The following is a 20,545-nucleotide window of genomic DNA, read 5'->3' as shown; positions in this document are numbered from 1 at the left end:
ATACGTTTCTGCAGTGTGATCCCATAAGCAAAATAGCCTCGGGGATTTGTCGAAGTCAGCAAGAAATTGGTATATCACACTGACATCGTCGTAATCCTGTTTCTGGCAGCGAAAGCGGACGAATGAACAATCATAATGATCACCGGAATGAAGTCGCCATGGAACTTGAAAGATTGCTAAACGCTATGACCCCAGAGGTTTACCAACGCATTGCCACTGCTGTGGAAATCGGAAAGTGGCCGGATGGTACACCACTGACCGAGCAGCAACGTGATTCAGCGATGCAAGCTGTGATGCTTTATCAGTCGCGTAACAATGCGGATGCCGAGCACATGACGGTCGCCAAGGGGGGAGAGATTAAGTTTAAGTCGAAGACAGAGCTAAAGCGCGACTTTGGTATTGAAGACAATACCGGCTCGGAGATCGCTCGCTTCGAGCACAACGATCTGTAACCTGTCACTGTACATAAGCGGAACCCTTAATAGACGCACGCAAGACGCACTTCTCGGTTAAGTTGCTCCGATTCCACTGAGACGCTCTTGATGAAGTATCTTTTTCGTTGAGCATTTGTCCTGGTTAAGCGTCTGTCGCAATGGTTCCGATGATCACGGGCTTGCAGTAAAAGCCTGACAGCTCGTGGTCTTCTTCACTGATCAGGTTGGCTATCCAGGGCTCCTGTTCAATGGCAGACATGTAGGCCTGAATTTTGGGGTAGTTTGACAGCCTCAGTCCGGCCATCCAGCCACTGCGCAGAATGCTCCACAGACTGATTTCCGCCATCGACAGATGCTCCCCGACAAACCCTTCTTCGGGTAACTGCTCTTCAAGATAAGCCAGTGCCAATGGCAGATGGTGCTCCAGACACTGTTCCACGGCGTCATCATCAACCTCTTTATTCAACATTTTGCCGCGCAATATTTTCTGGTAGAACAGCACGCCGCCAATCAGAGAGGTCAGGCGGGTATCAGCATATTCTTCCAACCAGCGAATTTTAGCCCGGGACGAAGCGGTTCCCGGGTATAGCGGCGGGACAGGGTAGAGATCATCGAGATAATGGGCGATCACGGTGGAATCGATAATGTTATGGCCATCATGTTCCAGTACCGGCACCTTGCCTAACGGGTGGCGCTTCTGAGCCAGCTCTTTTTCAACATAGGGATTGAGCGGCTGCAATTCATAGCTGATCCCTTTGTAAGCCAGCGCCAGCATGATCTTCCTGACAAATGGTGAAATAGAAGAGCCGTGCAAAATCATAAGGGGTATATGCCTGTTGTGATTTCGAATAGTGAAAGTGTAGTTGGCAATCCTGACAATGTTCGCAGCTTTGCTGAGATGAAAGGAAATTTCCCGGTGGGTGATCCCCTGAGAATTGGTTTATTTTTCGGCTAAAGGCTGGTAGTGTCGCTGCCCTTGTCCCTGCGTATCGGACGCAGGGTAATTTTGCTGCATGATAATGTGGCGCTACATAGGATACTGACCGTGAGCCAGACTGCTTTTTCGACCCTGGATCTGAAACCTGATCTGCTTTCTAACCTGTCATCGCTGGGTTATGAGCAAATGACGCCAATTCAGGCCCAGAGCCTGCCCCATATTCTGGCGGGGAAAGATATCATTGCCCAGGGTAAGACCGGCTCCGGTAAAACAGCGGCATTCGGTCTGGGGGTCCTTGAACACCTGAATGTGAAACGCTTCCGCGTGCAGTCGCTGGTTCTGTGCCCAACGCGCGAGCTGGCCGATCAGGTGGCGAACGAAATTCGCCGTCTGGCGCGGGCTATTCATAACATCAAGGTACTGACCCTGTGTGGCGGTATGCCGTTCGGCCCTCAGATTGGTTCACTGGAACATGGTGCGCACATCGTGGTGGGGACGCCGGGGCGGGTTGAAGAGCATGTCCGCAAAGGTTACCTGAACCTGGATGATCTGAATTTGCTGATTCTGGACGAAGCCGATCGCATGCTTGAAATGGGCTTTCAGGAAGCACTGGATGAGATCATTGATGCTGCCCCTTCAGATCGTCAGACTCTGCTGTTCAGTGCGACCTATCCGACGCAGATCAAATCTATTGCCGGTCGTATCATGCAGGACCCGGTGGTGGTGAAAGTGTCATCGACGCATGACAGCAGCAGTATTCGCCAGCATTTCTTCAAAGTTGAGACCAATGAAGAGCGTATGACGGCGTTGCGTCTGCTGCTGGCGCATCATCAGCCGGAATCAACCGTGGTGTTCTGTAACACCAAGCGTGAAGCTCAGGAAGTGGCTGATGAGCTGAACTATCATGGCGTTAGTGCGATTGCCCTTCACGGGGATCTGGAGCAGCGCGAGCGGGATCAGACTCTGGTGCGTTTTGCCAACAAAAGTGCTTCGGTACTGGTCGCGACCGATGTTGCCGCACGCGGCTTGGATATTGATGCGCTGGACGCGGTTGTGAACTATCAACTGGCTCGTGACACGGAAGTGCATGTGCACCGTATTGGCCGTACAGGTCGTGCTGGTGGCAAAGGGGTGGCCTGTTCGTTCTTCAGTGACAAAGAGCACTATAAGGTCCTTCTGTTGGAAGAATACCTGGAGCAGACCATTGAAGGGGAAGCTTTGCCGCCTTCTCATCTGCTTGATCTGCCTGCGCAGGAGCCAAGTATGGTGACTCTGCAGATTGGCGGTGGTAAGAAGCAGAAAGTGCGTCCGGGGGATATTCTGGGTGCATTGACGGGTGAGAGCGGGATTGCCGGTAGCCAAGTAGGTAAGATCAACGTGTTTGACTTCTGTGCGTACGTAGCGGTGCAGCGTGATGTGGCACGCACGGCGCTGAAAAAGCTGGAACGCGGTAAGCTGAAAGGGCGTTCATTCCGAGTTCGCCAGATTCGTGACTGATTCTGGTTGCTACGGTCAAAAACAATAAAAAAACAGCGAGGGTATTTCCTCGCTGTTTTTTTTATCTCAATCGCACGGGATGCGACACGCTGTGAGCTATCAGTGAGACAGCTCGCCGCGTAGGTCTTGCTGCATTTTCTCGCGAATCGTTTCTGTCGGCAGATCCAGACTCAGCAGGTAGTGCAGTTTCGCCAGGGCGGCTTCCGGTGTCATATCGTAGCCACTGATCACACCAGCATCAGCCAGGGCACAGCCAGTGGCGTAACCACCCATGTTGACCTTACCGGACAGACACTGGGTCAGGTTCACGACAATCACGCCACGGTCGCTGGCTTCTTTCAGCTGCTCCAGCAACTCAGGGTTCTGCGGGGCATTGCCCACGCCAAACGTCAGCAGGATCATTGCATTGACCGGCTGGCGAAGGGTGTTGCGAATCACTTCAGGAGAAATGCCCGGATACATAGTGATCACACCGATAGGTTGCGGCGTGATGTTGTGCACCTTGAATGCTCCATCCGGCTGTTTGTTCACTTCCACGTTATTCAGCTGGATGTTAATACCCGCTTCAAGCAGTGGTGGCAGGTTCGGCGAAATGAATGCGTTGAACCCGTCAGCGTGCGCCTTCGTGCTTCGGTTACCACGAATCAGTTTGTTGTTGAAGAAAACGGTGACTTCGTTTACCGGGTAATTCGCAGCAATATGCAGGGCATTGAGCAGGTTGCTCTGGCCATCTGAGCGTAGCTCAGCAAGCGGGATCTGCGAACCGGTAACGATCACCGGTTTGTTCAGGTTTTCGAACATAAATGACAGAGCAGATGCGGTATATGCCATGGTGTCCGTACCATGCAAAATGACAAACCCATCATACTTGTCGTAGTTCGCTTTAATATCATCAGCAATGCGCTGCCAATCCGCTGGCGTCATATCCGATGAGTCGATCAGCGGATCGTACTCATGAATAGTGAATTTTGGCATTTCTGCACGATGGAATTCTGGCATGCTTTCCAGTTGCTGTTCCATAAAACCCGCAACAGGAATATAACCATGGTCTGACTTCTGCATACCAATGGTGCCGCCAGTGTAAGCAATGTAAATGTGTTTCCTTTCCATATTCAGGTACAGAATTTTCGGTTTGGTGCACGCATTATACGGTGAACTGGAAGTAAAAAAAGCCCGGCATTGCCGGGCTGATCTCACTTTTCGATATTCAGACAGTTTATGCAGAACGCATATTGTCCTTTTGGATCATTAAAGTTAGCGAGGGTTGTCAGGTCTGTTACAACCTGTCGGGTAACGGGTTGAATTGCAGCCGGTACTTCCCCCCAGATGGCTTCAGCAACCCAAGCTTTGGCATCGGTGCCAAATTGTTGCAGGAACAGTTCAGCCGGGCTCAGTGGCTCAGTCATCCAGCGCAGTTCGTAGTCTTCGCCCAAATTAGCGAGGCTAGCTGTGACTTTCACGGCATGATCAAAGTCACCCAGTTCATCAACTAACCCAAGATTCAGCGCATCCTGACCTGTCCAGACACGTCCCTGAGCGACTTTATCGGCCTGCTCCAATGTCATATTGCGGTGTTCACTTACCAACCCAATGAAACGCTGGTAGCCGTTTTCAATGCCCATCTGGAACATTTCGGCCACACCCTGCGGCAGCGCGCGGGTAACGCCAACGCCTGAGAACGGTGTGGTTCCGACCCCGTCGCTGTACACACCCATATTTTCCAGCCCTTTTTCAAAGGTGGTCAGAATGGCGAAAATACCGATAGAACCTGTGATGGTCGTCGGCTGGGCGATAATGCGGTCAGCACTGGATGAAATCCAGTATCCGCCGGATGCAGCCACACTCGACATTGAAACCACGACCGGCTTGCCTGCCGCACGCAGTTCATCCACTTCGTTACGGATCACCTCGGAAGCAAATGCGCTGCCTCCCGGGCTGTCTACCCGCAGCAGAACGGCCTTCACTTTGTCGTCATAGCGGGCATCACGCAGCAAGGCCGCAGTTGAATCCCCTCCGATGGTGCCCTGGCGTTGATCGCCATCCATAATGGCACCACTGGCTACCACGACGGCAACCTGGTTGTCATTGGGCTGTGAACGGTCTTTCAATGTTGGCTGGTAGTCGTAGTAGCTGATCTGGTTAAAGCTGTGACCATCATTTTCGCCAAAAACGTCAATCAGCGCTTTGCGCATCTGAGGACGGGTCAGCAGTTCATCCACCAGTCCCAGCTTCACACTCAGCTGAGCAAAATCGCCGTTGACGGCTTTCAGGTCAGCCAGCAGATTGTCAATTTTTGGCGTCAGCGTAGCCGCTTCAATATTGCGGTTGGTAGCGACATCCTGGGTGAATGCATCCCACAGCTGGTTCAGCCAGACGGTATTGGCTTCTCGCGCGGCGTCAGACATGCCATCCAGCGTGTAAGGTTCCACAAACGATTTGTAAGTACCGACCCGGAATACATGCGTGTTGACGTCCAGTTTCTCTAGCAGGCTCTTATAGTACAGGCTGTAACTGCCGTAACCGGTCAGCAGTACACCACCGTCCGGAGACATGATGATTTTATCGGCATAACTCGACAGGTAGTATTGGCTTTGCTTGTAGTTGTCACCCACGGCATACACCGGCTTGCCAGACTCTTTGAACTCATTCAGAGCCTTGGCAATGTAACGCAGCTTGGTCAGGTTAGTTTCATCCATGTCCTGCAGATACAGCACCAGACCGGTGATCCGGTCGTCGGTGGCGGCCTGACGCAGGGCTTCGACAATGTCAAATAGGACGTTTTCCTGAATAGGTGGCTGGCCAAGCATGCTGCCTGTCAGGTTGTCGACAGGATTGATGTAGGTTCGCTGCTCAACGATCGGGCCGGTCAGATCCAGCACCAGGGCTGCCTCTTTCGGCAGTTCCGGTTGTTTGCTGCTCTGGGTGAAAAGGAAAAACACCATCCCCAGTATCACCAGGAACATGAGGTTAATGAGCAGTTGACGGGCAAAGCTGATCAGCTTCCAGATTCCCCGGAACAACTTGCCGATTCCTTTTAGTAACATTTTCATAAAGGTACCTGATTGACTCTCTCTTATGCTGTTTATCCTATCTTAGTAAACAAGGAATTACAGTAAGAAATCGTAACCAGGCAAAGGGTTACTCTGACAAATGCGGGACAGCTATCACGGGCTGTGAAGGGAATTATTGTCGATAAGGTTAGATCTAAATCAATTTTATGTTACGTTAATGTAAACAGATGTTTGATTTCGGTCAGCCAGCCCCTATACTGGTCAGACCATAACATAAGAAGAATGGAAGCCATGGACGATAAATCTTACCCACATCTATTAGCGCCGCTGGATCTTGGTTTCACTCAGCTGCGTAACCGCGTGCTTATGGGATCGATGCATACCGGACTGGAAGAGTCCCGTGACGGATTCAAGAAAATGGCTGCTTTCTACGCTGCCCGCGCCCGTGGCGGGGTAGGATTGATCGTCACAGGCGGCTTCTCTCCTAACTTCCGTGGTCGGCTGCATCCGCTCAGCGCCGAATTTAGTACTGCCCGTGCAGCACGTGCTCACCGTGTGGTGACGGATGCCGTGCATGACGAAGGCGGAAAAATCGCCCTTCAGCTGCTGCATGCCGGTCGCTATGCGATGCACCCGTTTGCAGTCAGCGCATCCGCAATTAAATCGCCGATATCCAAATACACCCCGACGGAAATGAGCACCCGCCAGATCAAAAAGACCATCGAGGCTTTTGTGAAAAGTGCCGAGCTGGCCAGAGAAGCCGGTTACGACGGCGTCGAGCTGATGGGGTCGGAAGGCTATCTGATTAACCAGTTCATCTGTAAGCGTTCGAATCACCGTTACGATGAGTGGGGCGGCAGCTATGAAAACCGTATCCGCTTCCCGTTGGAGTTGGTAAAAGCGGTGCGCGCCCGGGTTGGCCGTGATTTTATCATCATTTTCCGCCTGTCTATGCTGGATCTGGTTGAGCAGGGCAGTACCAAGGAAGAAGTGGTGCAGCTGGCGAAACTGCTTGAGCAGGCCGGGGTGACTATTCTGAACACCGGGATTGGCTGGCATGAAGCCCGCATCCCCACAATTGCGACTCAGGTGCCGCGTGCGGCGTTTACCTGGGTAACCGAAAAACTGAAATCAGAAGTGTCAATTCCGCTGGTGACCTGTAACCGGATCAACATGCCGGATGTGGCAGAGCAGATTCTGGCGACCAATCAGGCTGATATGGTGTCGATGGCCCGTCCGTTCCTGGCGGATCCGGATTTTGTCCGCAAAGCTGAGGAAAATCGGGCTGAGGATATCAATACCTGCATCGGCTGTAACCAGGCTTGTCTGGACCATATCTTTGTCGGTAAACGGGCAAGTTGTCTGGTTAACCCGCAGGCCTGTTATGAAACCGAGCTGGTGCTGACGCCGAGTGCCAGCCAGCGCAAAATCGCTATTGTTGGTGCCGGTCCGGCGGGGATGGCAACGGCAGTCGCCGCCGCTGAACGCGGTTTTCAGGTGGATCTGTACGAGAAGAATGATTATCTGGGTGGCCAGTTTAATCTGGCGATGCAAATCCCGGGGAAAGAAGAGTTCCGGGAAACGATTCGCTATTTTACCCGCCGTCTGGAGCAAACCGGGGTGAACGTGATTCTTGGTCATGCGGTGCAGGCTGAAGAGCTGCAGGGCTACGACGAAGTGGTGATCGCGACCGGGGTGAAACCTCGTATTCCGGGGATCCCGGGTATCGACAATGAAAAAGTGATCGATTACCAGACACTGATTCGCGACAAAGTGCAGCTAGGCCAGCGTGTGGCCGTGATTGGTGCCGGCGGTATCGGGGTGGATGTGTCTACCATGCTGACTGAGCCAGAGCATCAGGATCTGGATGACTGGCTGAAAGACTGGGGCATTGATAAATCGATTGAGCATGCCGGTGGACTTTACCCGTATTCCGAGTATGTGAGTCAGCGTCAGGTCTGGCTGATGCAACGTCGGCCGGGTAAGGTGGGACGTGGGCCGGGTAAAACAACGGGCTGGATCCATAAAAAAGTGCTCGAAAAACGTGGGGTAGAGCTGCTCAGTGGCGTCAGCTACGACAAAATTGATGAGCAGGGTCTGCACATTACGGTTGAAGGTCAGTCGCGGATACTGGAAGTCGACAACATTGTGTTGTGTGCCGGTCAGACCTCGGTTGAAGAGTTGTCGGAAAAATTGCAGGCGATGAACCTGTCCGTTCATGTGATTGGTGGTGCGGAAGTTGCGGGTGAAGTTGATGCGAAACGGGTGATCCGCCAGGGAGTTGAGCTGGCCGCTAAACTGTGAGCCCGCGCTAAACATGCGACTGGTCAGTGGTATCCACTTTGCCATTATTTAATACACCGGATCGCACGAAGGAACGTCAATCAAGCGGCTCGTTAGTTCGGGCCGCGGTTGATCTTGCGATAAACCACAGTATTGCTCAGGTTTTTGTATCAGGCTTTTGTGGTAATGTACAAAAAAGAACTATTTTCATCATGAGGTTGTTATGGACGCGCTTACGTTACTGTTAAATCGCCGCTCGTTACCTAAGCTGGCTGCACCTGCCCCGCAGGGCGATGCGCTGGACAATATCTTCCGCGCTGGCCTGCGTGCCCCGGATCATGCGGCGTTGACGCCATGGCGTTTCATTGTTTCTGAAGGTGAAGGGCTGCAAAAACTGGCTGACATTCTGGTGGAAGCGGCGAAAGCTGATGGTGCGGAAGAGGCGGTGATCGAAAAGGCATCCAAAGCGCCTTTCCGTGCGCCAATGGTCATCACTGTGGTGGCGAAAGTGACCGAGCATGACAAAGTACCGGTGATTGAACAGCACCTGTCAGCTGGCTGTGCGGTGCAGGCGATGCAAATGGCTGCGGTTGCACAAGGATTTGCGGGCATCTGGCGCACCGGTAGCTGGGCATATCACCCGGTGGTGCGTGAAGCATTGGGTGTGAGCGGCGAGGACTTGATTGCCGGCTTCCTGTATCTGGGAACGGCTGATTGCCGTGACGCCAAAGCGCCTGAGCGTGATTTGTCACAGTTTGTCGAATATCTGTAAGGCCCTGTCAGGCTTTATCGGCAGATTCAAACCGTCGTTATACAAAACGGTACATGAGTACGTAGCACTTAAATCGATACAACTAAAATTACTAGCACCAAAATCACTCGCATCAAAATCTACAGTACCTTAATCAATGTGTACCTAAGTCGGTGGGTACAGAAACCACAAGGGGGAGCCAGCCGGTTCCCCCTTTTTGATCCCAATCGACGTAAGTGTCAGTCTGCCGGCGTAATATATCCGCTCTTCTTTTGACAACATCACGTCTTGTTTTGACAACATCTCTTAGATCGGAGCAACACAATGGAAAAGGTTCGCCTGACTCAATACAGCCACGGCGCAGGCTGCGGCTGCAAAATTTCCCCTCAGGTTCTCGATATGATTTTACGAAGCCAGATGGCGCCCTTTCACGATCCGAATTTACTGGTAGGGAATGAAACCAAAGACGATGCCGCGGTGTATGACCTTGGCAATGGCACTGCGGTCGTCAGCACTACCGATTTCTTCATGCCAATTGTGGATGACCCGTATGATTTTGGCCGGATCGCTGCCACCAATGCGATCAGTGATATTTATGCCATGGGTGGCAAGCCGGTCATGGCGATTGCGATTTTGGGCTGGCCGGTAAATGTGCTTGCGCCGGAAGTGGCGCAACAGGTGGTGGAAGGCGGACGTGCAGCCTGCCGCGAAGCCGGTATTGCGCTGGCTGGCGGTCACTCGATTGATGCGCCGGAGCCCATTTTCGGGTTGGCCGTTACCGGCGTGGTCAGTACCGATCGGGTAAAACGAAACAATCAGGCAGAGGCCGGTTGCCAACTGTATCTGACCAAGCCTTTGGGCATCGGTGTGCTGACCACAGCAGAGAAAAAATCGTTGTTGCTCCCTGAGCATCAGGGACTGGCTCGGGACTGGATGTGTAAGCTGAATACTCCTGGCGCCGACTTTGCGGAGATTGTCGGCGTGAAGGCAATGACCGATGTGACCGGATTTGGCCTGATGGGGCATCTGAACGAAATTTGTGAAGGCAGCGGGCTGAAAGCGGAAGTATGGTTTGATCGCATTCCGCACTTGCCGGGCGTGTTTGACTATATCGAAAAAGGGTGTGTACCGGGTGGCACCCATCGTAACTTCGACAGCTACGGGCACCGTCTGGGTGCAATGAGCCAACAGCAGCAATCGCTGTTGTGTGATCCGCAGACATCGGGCGGCCTTCTGCTGGCAGTGTCACCGGATGCCGAAGGGGACGTGCAGGCTGTGGCGAACAAACACGGTATCTCACTTGAAGCGATTGGCCAACTGCACAATGCTCTTGCCGACGAACGTATCCTGATTGAGATTTGCTGATGGCCCGGAAAAATATTGAAGATTATCGCGAGCTGTTTATCCGCGATATTCCCCTGATGGACATGCGGGCACCGGTGGAGTTTGCTCAGGGTGCATTCCCAGCTTCGGTAAATCATCCCCTGATGACGGACAGCGAGCGTCAGGCGGTCGGGACCTGCTACAAACAGCAAGGGCAAGAGGCTGCGATTGCGCTGGGGCACAAACTGGTTTGCGGAGAAACCAAAGCGGCGCGTGTGGCACAGTGGAAAGCATTCTGTGAGGCCAATCCTCAGGGATACCTATATTGTTTCCGTGGCGGATTGCGATCCAGAATCAGTCAGCAATGGCTTAAGGAGGCCGGGGTTGACTACCCGATGGTGATTGGTGGCTACAAAGCCCTGCGCCGCTTCCTGATTGATACTCTGGAGGACATTGTCATTCAGCCCAAAACCTTGATAGGGGGAAATACGGGCTGCGGTAAAACCCAGATGCTTACTGAGTTAGCCAATGGTATTGATCTCGAAGGGGCGGCGAATCACCGTGGTTCGTCCTTCGGGCGCTATGTGAGTGGACAACGGACCCAGATTGCGTTTGAAAACACGCTTGCTGTCGACATGCTCAAAAAGCAGGCCGCGGGGCACTCGCATCTGGTGTACGAAGACGAAGGACGGATCATCGGCTCGGTCAGTCTGCCGTTACCCTTGCTCAAGACCATGCAGCAGGCACCGATTGCTTTGGTGGACGACCCGGTTGATGTTCGTCTGGAGCGATTGCTGGCTGATTATGTGGTACGGATGCAGCAGGATTTTTGTCTGGCCTATGGCGATGACGCCGGTTGGCAGCAGTTTGCAGCCTATCTGGCGCAGGGGTTGTTTGCTATTCGCAAACGGCTGGGTTACCAGCGGTATGAAAACTTGCTGGCGGTGCAGCAACTGGCTATTCACCGAATGCAGGTGGACGGTACGTTGGATGGGCACTACGACTGGTTACACCCTTTGCTCAGTGAGTATTACGATCCTATGTATGCCTATCAGCTGAGCAAGAAAGCCGACCGGGTTGTGTTCCGTGGCCGCTACGTTGAAGTGCGTGACTGGCTGCGCGACACAACAGTGAAATAGTTCATCCATACTCGCACTATACTCGTATCCCTAACACCCTATCCTCAGTTTCCCGGAGAGATTACGCATCGTCCTTACTCTCTTCGGGCTTTACTGTGTTTATATCCAGTCAATTCTTGTCGTATCCGTGGAATTTGCATATAGTGCAGAACATTACGCACAGCCAATAATAAACAGCAGTTAATCATGTCTCGTCTTTATATCGCCGAAAAACCCAGCCTGGGCAGAGCCATTGCGGCCGTGTTGCCGCGCCCGCATAAAAACCATGACGGTTACATCGAAGTGGGCAACGGCGACCGGGTTACCTGGTGTATCGGCCATTTACTGGAGCAGGTCGAGCCGGATGCGTATGACGACAGGTATAAAAAATGGAATATGGCCGATTTACCGATTGTACCGGAGCAGTGGCAGCTGACGCCGCGAAAATCCGCCAGCAAGCAGCTTTCTGTCGTCAGAAAACTGTGTAAGCAGGCGACGGAAGTGGTGCATGCCGGAGACCCCGATCGCGAAGGGCAACTGCTGGTTGATGAGGTGATTGATTACGTCAAGCTGGCCGAAAGCAAAAAAGCGGCGATGCAGCGTCTGCTGATTTCTGACCTTAACCCATCAGCGGTAAAACGTGCGCTCAGTAAAATGCGCAGTAACCGGGATTTCATTCCGCTGTCGGTTTCGGCATTGGCCCGCTCCCGGGCAGACTGGCTATACGGGATGAACATGACCCGGGCATACACATTGCTGGGCCAGAAAGGCGGCTACCGCGGGGTACTGTCTGTTGGCCGGGTGCAAACGCCGGTGCTGGGGCTGGTTACGCGCCGTGATGATGAAATAGCCAACTTTGTGCCTAAGCCTTTTTACGAGCTGTTTGCACTGATTCCTTACCAGGATATGGAGATCCGCGCTCGCTGGAAACCGAGTGATGCTTGTCTGCCCTGGCAGGATGAGGACGGGCGGATCCTCAACCGCAAGCTGTGTGAGAACGTGGTCAGCCGGATTAAAGGCCAGCCGGCAGAAGTGACGGAGTCAGAACGCAAAGAAAGCCGTCAGGCCGCACCCTTGCCGTATTCTCTGTCGGCGTTGCAGATTGATGCTGCCAGACGGTTTGGCATGAGCGCGGCTGATGTGCTGGCCACCTGCCAGTCATTGTATGAAAAGCACAAAGTTATTACTTACCCGCGTTCAGACTGCCGCTATTTGCCGCAGGAGCACTTTCGTCAGGCTGACAATGTTTGCCGCGCGATAGGTAGCACTGATGCCAGCTTATCTGCTGCTGTAGAAGGGGCTGATACCAGCCTGAAGTCAAAAGCGTGGAACGATAAGAAAGTGGATGCTCACCATGCGATCATCCCGACGCCGAAAGCCGTCAATGCCGCCAGCCTGAGCGGAGCCGAGCAGAAAGTCTATCAGCTGATTGCCCGTCAGTACCTGATGCAGTTTTATCCGGCTGCCATCTACAGTGAGGCGAAGTTAGTCTTTACTATTGCTGGTGGCATTTTTATCGCACGGGGACGGCAGTTGATGTCTGCCGGATGGCGCCAACTGATGGGGCGTAATGAAGAATCGTCGTCTGATAACAGCACGGATCTGGCTGATAAGGTGCCGCCACTGGAAAAAGGGACGGTGCTAACCTGCCGGGACGGTGAAATTCTCGACAAGATGACCGAGCCACCGAAGCCGTTTACCGAAGCGACGTTGCTGCAAGCGATGACCGGGATTGCGCGGTTTGTCTCGGATCAGTCCCTGAAGAAAATTCTGCGGGATACCGATGGTCTGGGCACAGAGGCGACCCGGGCGGGCATTCTCGATATTCTGTTCAAACGGCAGTTGCTGGTGCGGCAGGGCAAGAGTATTCATGCCACTGAGGCCGGGCGAGGGCTGATTTATGCCTTGCCGGACGAGGCGACCTATCCGGACATGACGGCACACTGGGAACACCAGTTGCAGGACATGGCCGAGAAAAAATGTGCGTACCGGCCATTTATGGAGGCGCTGGAAATACAGGTCTCACGGCTGATGGAGCGGGTGAAAACCAGTGAAGTGCCACAGAGTTTGCGGGATCTCAAATCACCGGAACCGAGTAAAGGGAAAAAGCGGCGTTTCAGTCGAAAACCGTCATCCGGGGCTACCGGTCGCGCTTCGGCTAAAGGCGGCAGTCAACGCCCTCGAGCAAAAAAACAGGCATAAGGTGTAGAGAGTCAGCCTGAAACGACTGGCAGGCAACAGTATGGCCTCAGGAGTAAAGCTCAAAAGTATGATTCCGGAGCATGGCTCAGGCGACAAAGAGCTGGTTCCGGCCTTTTGATTTAGCTTCATATAGTGCCAGGTCGGCCTGTTTGAAAAAGTCTCCGGGGGTGCGGCAGCTGGATGGAATAATGGTGCTGACACCGATACTGATGGTCACAATATCCGGGGCACTGTCTGCCCCGTTTTCTCGTGGAAGCTGCAGAGCCTGTACGGCGTACAGCGCGCGTTTAGCCGCATAACGTGCTGCTTGCTGATCTTGTCCCGGCAGCAGCAAGACAAACTCCTCCCCGCCATAGCGGGCAAATAATGCCCCAGCCCGACGTTCCAGAGAAGATAATGCTTTCGCCAGCGTTTTCAGACAGTGATCACCGGCGGCATGGCCATAGCTATCGTTGTAGTGTTTGAAATGGTCGACATCCATAATCAGCAAGGAGAGCGGGAGCTGGTGCCGCTCTGCCCGGCGCCATTCTTCAGCAAACATTTCATCAAAGACTCGCCGGTTTGCCACCTCGGTCAGCGGATCCTGACGTGAAATTTTCTCCAGCTTTTCATTGGCCTGCAGCAAAGCCTGGGTGCGTTCGGAAACCCGTTGCTCCAGCTCGGTGTTGAGCCGGATCAGTTGTTCTTCGGCGCGTCGGCGAACCAGATGCTGTGAAACGATGAAACCGAATTGTTTAAGAATTTGCCGATGATAATCCCGCAGTGGCATGCCGCTCAGCAGATTATCACAGGCGATCCAGCCGATAGGGGTATCTTCATCCCACAGTGATACGTAGGCGCTCCAGCCAAACCCGACCTGTTTCAGGTCATGGTATAGCGGAGTATTTTCTTCAATCGCCAGATACTCCTTCTGCTCCAGCGTCAAAGTGGCAAACCACATATCCGGAATGGCCGACTCAAAATAGTGCTCATCAACGGTATTGCCTTGCAAATCGGTTCCATAGGTGCCCTGCATCCGTTCGCCTTCCTCAAACAGAAATATGGCCATCCGGTCGATGTCGAGGTGCTTTTTGGCTTCATCCACTGCAGTAAACAACATGTGGTCCATGGAATGGGCCCGCCACAGCTGGAAGGATATATCGTGCAGCGTCTGGAGCTGCTGCTGTAAGTGTCGTTGCTCCTGCAAACTGATTTTCAGTTCGCGCTCGGCACTGCGTCGTCCGATGTGTTCATCCTGAATGGATGCATTGAGCAGGAAGGCGTCGAGCTCAGCAGCCAGCAGGGTACTGAGCTGAAGGAAGTCGTCCTCTTGTAGCTGCCGGGTGGCTGCATTGTCCGGTAAGTCGACTGTCAGGCAGCCAATACCAATACCCCGTCGCACGAGCGGCAGCAATAGCCTGATTTTCGGAGTATGGCTGACTACAGAGCGGGGAACATGCGGTTCCGGATTTAGCTCGATATCGTGAAGCAGAGCCGGTCTGTGTTGGCGTACCGCCTTGTGCATTTGGTGAAAAGGGACGTCGGAATGCTCTGGGAAGACCAGTGGCGGAAGATGAAACTGGATACCCGCTTCGGTCATGTCCAGCATGATTTTCCAGTGGGATTTATACGCGACCGCCAGCGTTATTTTTTCTACCCCAAATACCAGCGCAAAGTGACGACAGGTCAGCTCGCAAAGCGTACGGAAGCCGTGCGCCTTACTCCAATGGTTGAGCAGAGGTTGATAAAACTGTGTGAGAAGTGCGTTTTGAGCCAAGGTCTGTACCCTTAACATCCTAGCTGAAGACTATTGTGACGGTTTATGCCAACGAAATGGGGTACTAATAGCGCAAAATACTCTGGCCGTATCCAGCGGCAAGCAGAATTGCGAGTCACTCCGCATGAAAGGTGCAATACCAGCCCTGTATTGATTGAATTCTCGACACAGGTTATTGATCGGCCATGTTTTATTGGTGGCTGCTTTTTACACCAGACCTACCAGGGCAGGTATTGCCCCTGATAATCAATGAACTGACCTGAATCTTCTGGTTGGAGGCGATCCAGAACCTGTTTCAGCCCCTTGGCGGAAGTGCCTGCATCAATCAGGGCATTTGGCCCGCCCATCTCCGTTTGTACCCAACCCGGATGCAGCGCAATGCAGCGAATGCCTTCGCTGAACAAATCGTTGGACAGGCTTTTGACCACAGAATTGAGTGCGGCTTTTGAAGAGCGGTAAATGTACCCGCCGCCACTGGTATTTTCCGTCATGCTACCGACTTTGGAGGACATGCAGGCAATGATACCGGGGTTGCCTTGTTTCAGTTGCGGGTAAAAGGCTTCAGCCATTTTTAACGGTGCAATCGTATTAATTTCTAATACTTTGCGCCATTCATCGGCATCGGTGTTACCAAAGCCGTATCCCTTGGGACCGTAATAACCGGCGTTGTTGATCAATAAATCCAGTGTGATACCCGACAGGCTCCGGCTCAGAGACTGGATAGCCGCGTGATCGGTAACATCCAGTTCCAGCAGAGTCAGGTGTGGATGTGTTTGCTGCAGCGCTTGTAACTCCGGCGCCGCTGAGATATCCCGGCAACTGGCATAAACCTGCCAGCCGTTATGCAGATATTCTCGGGTCAGTGCCAGACCAACTCCCCGGTTCGCACCGGTAATCAGCAGGGTAGGTGTCATAGTGTTACTCTCGATAAAAACAGGGACGCGTATGGTTCATGATAGCGAAACTGACCGCTGATCGCGAAGCGCTGCAGCTTCATCCGGTTCAGGGTAAACCGTCAGGTTTGACTCTAATGGCGAAGCGCAAGATGCAGGGGAGTCCAACTGTATTGCTGAATTCTTTGTTGCGGCAGGGAATCTGGGGTGGCTTAGCTGGATATGGATGAGCGTTGGATGAGTATTGAGGCAGAGTATTAATGTTAAGACATCGGGGATGGGAGTGACTGGCTAAATTTTACGTGTTCACTTTCATATTCTTGTTGTTAATCTTGTTAGGGTCAGGATGATGTTGAAGACGTATCTTGCGCTAATGGTGGGAGCGGTTCTGGTGATCGGTTGCGCAGACACCCGACACGAAAGGCTGCTCGAACTGGGCTTCACCCGGGATTATCTGGACGGCTACCAAGACGGGTGCAGTAGCCGTACGACTGAAGCCAAAACCCGGCTTGACGGTTTTCTTCAGGATGCCGAGCGGATGAAGCGAGAGCCGAAATATGCCAACGGCTGGAACGATGGCTACGATCAGTGCTATGCCGACAACCGGGATTATTATTAGCATCTGATTATTATTAGCATCTGAAGGCACATTATTTACGACCACAGCAGGAGGTCGGTGTATACAAGGTGATAGTGCCTAAAATAGTGCCTAAATAAAAAAGCTTCTCTCTACTTAGGGTTATGCGGAGAGTGGTGATGCTTTCTGTATACCATTTTGTCGCGTACTAAAAAGGCAGCCTGTTGTGAAGGCTGCCTTTTGTCTGTGTGAGCTTGTTTGTGCCAACGGCTTCAGGTCATCTTTGCCAGGCTAATCGTTGTACCTTAGCCAGCATCACTGCTGTTGGGTTGAGCGTAGGCACTTATCTGAGTCGCTCAGAGCGAGACGCTTTCTAATCTTCGTTTTGGTTAAAGCGTTTCAACTCATGCATGGCCTGCATCAGCGTCGACAATTTCGGTTTTGCTGATTCCATGCGTTTATAGTCTTCGTTGTAAACACGGTAGTTACCGTATTTATCAACCACTGTCGTTGTCTGCGGCTGAATCATGACAATGTCATCCTCATTACCAGCCAGAATCCAACGGCGTTTAGACGATGAAGTAAACAGGTTCACACCACTGCTGTAGGTTGATGCCGGAGTGGCGGCGCTCAACATGGATTCCATCAGCGTCGGGACTACGTCCAAATGGCTGGTAAGACGGTTTGTTACAGAAGCAACGCTGCCTGGCCAGTGAATGATCATCGGAACTTTCAGCTGATACTGGCTGTAGTTGCTGTCAGCGCCCCAGCTGTTGGTGCCGGTTTCATTGAACTCGGTACCGTGGTTTGCCGTGATCAGAACAATGGTGTTGTCCATCATGTTGTTTTCAACCAGTTGATCGAAAATAGCAATCAGCTGTTCATCAACATGGTAGGCGGCATTGCGGTAACTGTTTTTCAGGATTCGGGTGGTGTCTTTGCTGTTGACGGAACCTGTACCAATCGCCGGTTCAAATTTTTGTGCGTAGTCGCCGCCTTCTTCAAAGCGCTCTACTGCCGTCAGCTCAATAAAGCTGAACCATGGCTGTTTGTCTTCGGCACCGGCTTTCAGCCAGTTTGTCCACTCGGCAATGGCGCGTTGGTCACTGTGTTCATCTTTGTCTGCGTCAGGCAGTTGCTGACCGAAGAAAATAGCGTCGCGATAGAGAGGGTTATCATTCAGGCCGGCACCACTGAAGATCCCAAATTTGTAACCGCGTTTTTGCAGGGTATCCAGCACCAGCGGCGGGGTATTCGCCGAGCGAATGCTGTTGATGTAGCTGCTTGGCAGGCCATAAAACAGACCAAACAACCCGGATGTGTCGTCATTACTGCTGCTGTAATGATTGCTGTATTGCAGGTTCTGGCGCGCAAACGCCGTCAGGTACGGCATGGTCTCGCTGTCAACCATATCACTGCGCAAACCGTCTACCATGATCACCAGCAGATTCTGGCCGGTCCCCGGATCACCGAAAGTCAGTTTTTCAAGCGGATAGCGGATCTGCTCGCTGCTTTCGATGCCTTGGGCGTTCAGTTTTTTGGTGTATTCCTGACGATCAAGCAGGCCGTGTTTTTCCATAAAGGATTTTGCGGTCATCGGGTATGACAGCGGGAAATTAGAGCGCTGGACCGTGATCGGGCGATACAGTTTGGCATCGGCCCAGATATACATCAGGTGGCTGCTGACAAAGCAGATCCCGAATACCATCGCAATCGGCACACCCACGTGCTTGCGAGTCAGTTTTCTTAACTTGCGCCACAGCCACTCTGACAGGATCAGCTGTAACAGGAAAATTACCGGTACGGTAATAAACAGGTACTGCCAACGGGCATTGAGTTCAGTTCTTTCTCCACTCAACAGCAAGTCCCACACCAGTGGACTCAGGTGCAGATCCAGCGATTCGTACGCATGGGTATCGAGTAACAGCGCGGTCAGCCCGATGGTACCGACCAGCACGGCAAACAGCCGCATCAGACGCTGAGACGGGATCAGAAAACTGGCTGGAAAGAGGATGAGGATGTAGAACCCAAAAACAAGAAAGCCAAAATGGCCTACCCAGCTGAAAGCCAGGTAGAGCTGTCCAAACAGGGTGTCTGGCCACTCAGAATGGACAATATATCGCGTACCAAGAAGCATGGCAGCGATGATATTGAAAAAACTGAACCAGTGTCCCCAGCTGATAAGCTGAGAGACTTTCTCTTTGTAATTGTTACCGCTAGAGACCATAGATGTCAGTGTTTCCCACTCTTCGTTATGCCGTGACGCAAGCCAACAAGATTAGTCTTCTTTGATAGAGGATTGCAGCGCCTGAGCGAATTTTTCTGCAATGGCCTTCCTTTGCGATGACGGAACGTCCGCATTGATGATGTTGGTCGCGATATTGCCCACAATCATCAGTGCCAGTTCTGCCGAAGCATCATGCTTCTCAAGTACATCGAACATATCATCAATGATTTGTTCAACTTTTTTATTGCTGTATTTTGAAGTAATTGGCATAGGAAGTCTTGTTTAATCTTATTTAATGTTAAAGAAAGCGACTTATAATACCCTACACTTTACATTTACTGAAATTTTTCCATTATGAGCCTTACCCTTTCAAACGTCATTCTGCACCAGCTGGTTAAGAATGGTCAGGATGAGCTTGAAGTTCATCTTCGAAAACAAACGCTTGAAAACTCAGCGTCAACTGAAGATCTAGTGGCAGAGCTGCACCGTGTGTACAGCAGCAAGGGAGCCAAGGGCTTCGGTCACTTCGCTGATGACAGTGAGTTCGGCCACTGGCTGAAACAGGTCCGCCGCGGTGAGCTGGATTTTCTCGGTTTTTCCAATCAGGCAGCACAGCGTCTGCATACGGAGCTGGCGAAATACCCGTTTGCTGATGTTGGCACGTTGGTGATCGCTGAATACCAGTCGCTAGCAACGGATTACTTGTTCATTGGCCTGTTGCCAACCTGCCATAGCATGAAAGTGACCGAGCAACTGGATATCAGTGCCACTGATTACCTGGATGTGGCCAAAATGGACATTGCCGCGCGCATTGACCTTTCCACAATGGAAACGGATGCAGAATCTAATCGCTATCTGACCTTCATCAAGGGGCGGGTAGGCCGTAAGATTGCAGATTTCTTCCTGGACTTTATGCAGGCAGAAGTGGGGCTGGATGTGAAAACCCAGAATCAGGTTCTGATGCAGGCGGTGGAAGATTTCTGTGCAGACTCGCGTCTGGACAAGGAAGAAAAGCAGCAGTATCGCAAGCAGGTTTATGATTACTGCAACAGCCAGCTGCAAAGCGGTGATGAAGTGACGGTGAAAGAGCTGGCGGCTGAATTGCCACCGGCCGAAGACGGCACAGATTTTTACCAGTTTACGTCACAGCAGGGTTATGAGCTGGAAGAAAGCTTCCCGGCAGACCGCACGGCGATGCGCAAATTGACCAAGTTTGTGGGTTCCGGCGGCGGCCTGACCATCAATTTTGACAGCATGTTGCTGGGTGAGCGGGTTTTTTACGATGCTGACACTGACACGCTGACCATTAAGGGCATCCCGCCTAACCTCAAAGATCAGCTGCAACGTCGCCTGAACGCTGACGACTGATTCCTCGCAAAGCCCGCTGCCTTCTGGTGACGGGCTTTTTACTGCCAGCCCAGTCACTGTTTGCTTTTCCTGAGTTGTTCTCTTTTGACTTTATTGCCTAAAGTAGATGTATAGATTTTTAGATTCGTATGACCTGTAAAACAGGACAGGTGGCGGCCGTCCGAACGG

16 protein-coding genes are annotated in these 20,545 nt (G+C 52.3%); 9 read left to right on the top strand and 7 right to left on the bottom strand.

The genetic code is table 11. From position 1 onward, the window contains the following. The first annotated feature begins 158 nt into the window (after positions 1-158). Entirely contained in the window at positions 159-452 is a 294-nt protein-coding gene (locus FH974_RS10745; protein WP_047884210.1) for a YeaC family protein, read from the top strand. Positions 453-576: 124 nt separating this feature from the next. Here FH974_RS10745 and FH974_RS10740 read toward each other — a convergent pair whose 3' ends face one another. After that, complete coding sequence (locus tag FH974_RS10740; protein ID WP_047884012.1) at positions 577-1,254, bottom strand: glutathione S-transferase family protein; 678 nt, start codon at positions 1,252-1,254, stop codon at positions 577-579. A gap of 225 nt (positions 1,255-1,479) precedes the next feature. On the opposite strand from FH974_RS10740, the gene dbpA reads away from it, so the two are divergent. After that, the gene (gene dbpA, locus FH974_RS10735; RefSeq protein ID WP_047884013.1) at positions 1,480-2,868 is read left to right on the top strand and encodes an ATP-dependent RNA helicase DbpA; all 1,389 of its coding nucleotides are present in this window, start codon (positions 1,480-1,482) and stop codon (positions 2,866-2,868) included. A gap of 99 nt (positions 2,869-2,967) precedes the next feature. On the opposite strand, the gene ansA is transcribed toward dbpA, so the two are convergent. Together ansA and sppA are read right to left on the bottom strand one after the other, a co-directional pair. After that, a complete protein-coding gene (ansA, locus tag FH974_RS10730; protein ID WP_047884014.1) occupies positions 2,968-3,978 on the bottom strand; it encodes an asparaginase in 1,011 nt (336 codons plus the stop codon). 83 nt (positions 3,979-4,061) lie between these two features. After that, complete coding sequence (gene sppA, locus FH974_RS10725) at positions 4,062-5,918, bottom strand: signal peptide peptidase SppA (protein WP_047884015.1); 1,857 nt, start codon at positions 5,916-5,918, stop codon at positions 4,062-4,064. A gap of 252 nt (positions 5,919-6,170) precedes the next feature. Here sppA and FH974_RS10720 point away from each other — a divergent pair, with 252 nt between their 5' ends. From FH974_RS10720 to FH974_RS10700, 5 genes are all read left to right on the top strand, one after another. Then, on the top strand, positions 6,171-8,183 hold the full coding sequence (locus tag FH974_RS10720; protein WP_047884211.1) for an NADPH-dependent 2,4-dienoyl-CoA reductase: 2,013 nt from the start codon (positions 6,171-6,173) through the stop codon (positions 8,181-8,183). A gap of 202 nt (positions 8,184-8,385) precedes the next feature. Further along, on the top strand, positions 8,386-8,934 hold the full coding sequence (locus tag FH974_RS10715) for an NAD(P)H nitroreductase (protein ID WP_047884016.1): 549 nt from the start codon (positions 8,386-8,388) through the stop codon (positions 8,932-8,934). A 303-nt stretch (positions 8,935-9,237) separates the two neighbouring features. Next, positions 9,238-10,278, top strand: coding sequence for a selenide, water dikinase SelD (gene selD, locus FH974_RS10710; RefSeq protein WP_047884017.1), 1,041 nt, complete (start codon positions 9,238-9,240; stop codon positions 10,276-10,278). Further along, a complete protein-coding gene (gene mnmH / locus FH974_RS10705; protein WP_047884018.1) occupies positions 10,278-11,375 on the top strand; it encodes a tRNA 2-selenouridine(34) synthase MnmH in 1,098 nt (365 codons plus the stop codon). Before selD ends, mnmH begins: the two co-directional genes overlap by 1 nt. 186 nt (positions 11,376-11,561) lie before the next feature. Continuing rightward, positions 11,562-13,556: a DNA topoisomerase III gene (locus FH974_RS10700; protein WP_047884019.1), complete on the top strand. Its 1,995-nt coding sequence runs from the start codon at positions 11,562-11,564 to the stop codon at positions 13,554-13,556. 85 nt (positions 13,557-13,641) lie between these two features. Here FH974_RS10700 and FH974_RS10695 read toward each other — a convergent pair whose 3' ends face one another. Both FH974_RS10695 and FH974_RS10690 read right to left on the bottom strand, forming a co-directional pair. Continuing rightward, entirely contained in the window at positions 13,642-15,312 is a 1,671-nt protein-coding gene (locus FH974_RS10695; protein WP_047884020.1) for a GGDEF domain-containing protein, read from the bottom strand. Between the two features lie 218 nt (positions 15,313-15,530). Then, positions 15,531-16,226 carry an SDR family oxidoreductase gene (locus FH974_RS10690; RefSeq protein WP_047884021.1) on the bottom strand — a complete coding sequence of 232 codons (696 nt, stop codon included), beginning with the start codon at positions 16,224-16,226 and terminating at the stop codon, positions 15,531-15,533. A gap of 325 nt (positions 16,227-16,551) precedes the next feature. On the opposite strand from FH974_RS10690, the gene FH974_RS10685 reads away from it, so the two are divergent. Continuing rightward, positions 16,552-16,824 carry a hypothetical protein gene (locus tag FH974_RS10685; RefSeq protein WP_047884022.1) on the top strand — a complete coding sequence of 91 codons (273 nt, stop codon included), beginning with the start codon at positions 16,552-16,554 and terminating at the stop codon, positions 16,822-16,824. A 331-nt stretch (positions 16,825-17,155) separates the two neighbouring features. On the opposite strand, the gene FH974_RS10680 is transcribed toward FH974_RS10685, so the two are convergent. Then, entirely contained in the window at positions 17,156-19,009 is a 1,854-nt protein-coding gene (locus FH974_RS10680) for a DUF3413 domain-containing protein (protein WP_047884023.1), read from the bottom strand. Positions 19,010-19,060: 51 nt separating this feature from the next. Next, complete coding sequence (locus FH974_RS10675) at positions 19,061-19,279, bottom strand: YejL family protein (protein WP_047884024.1); 219 nt, start codon at positions 19,277-19,279, stop codon at positions 19,061-19,063. 84 nt (positions 19,280-19,363) lie between these two features. Here FH974_RS10675 and yejK point away from each other — a divergent pair, with 84 nt between their 5' ends. After that, a complete protein-coding gene (gene yejK / locus FH974_RS10670) occupies positions 19,364-20,377 on the top strand; it encodes a nucleoid-associated protein YejK (protein WP_047884025.1) in 1,014 nt (337 codons plus the stop codon). The last annotated feature ends 168 nt before the right edge of the window (positions 20,378-20,545 follow it).

This window comes from Photobacterium ganghwense (assembly GCF_017329545.1).
Classification (GTDB): Bacteria; Pseudomonadota; Gammaproteobacteria; order Enterobacterales; family Vibrionaceae; genus Photobacterium; species Photobacterium ganghwense.
The sequence above is the reverse complement of the archived record's forward strand: the minus strand, read 5'-3'. Positions and strand labels throughout refer to the sequence as shown.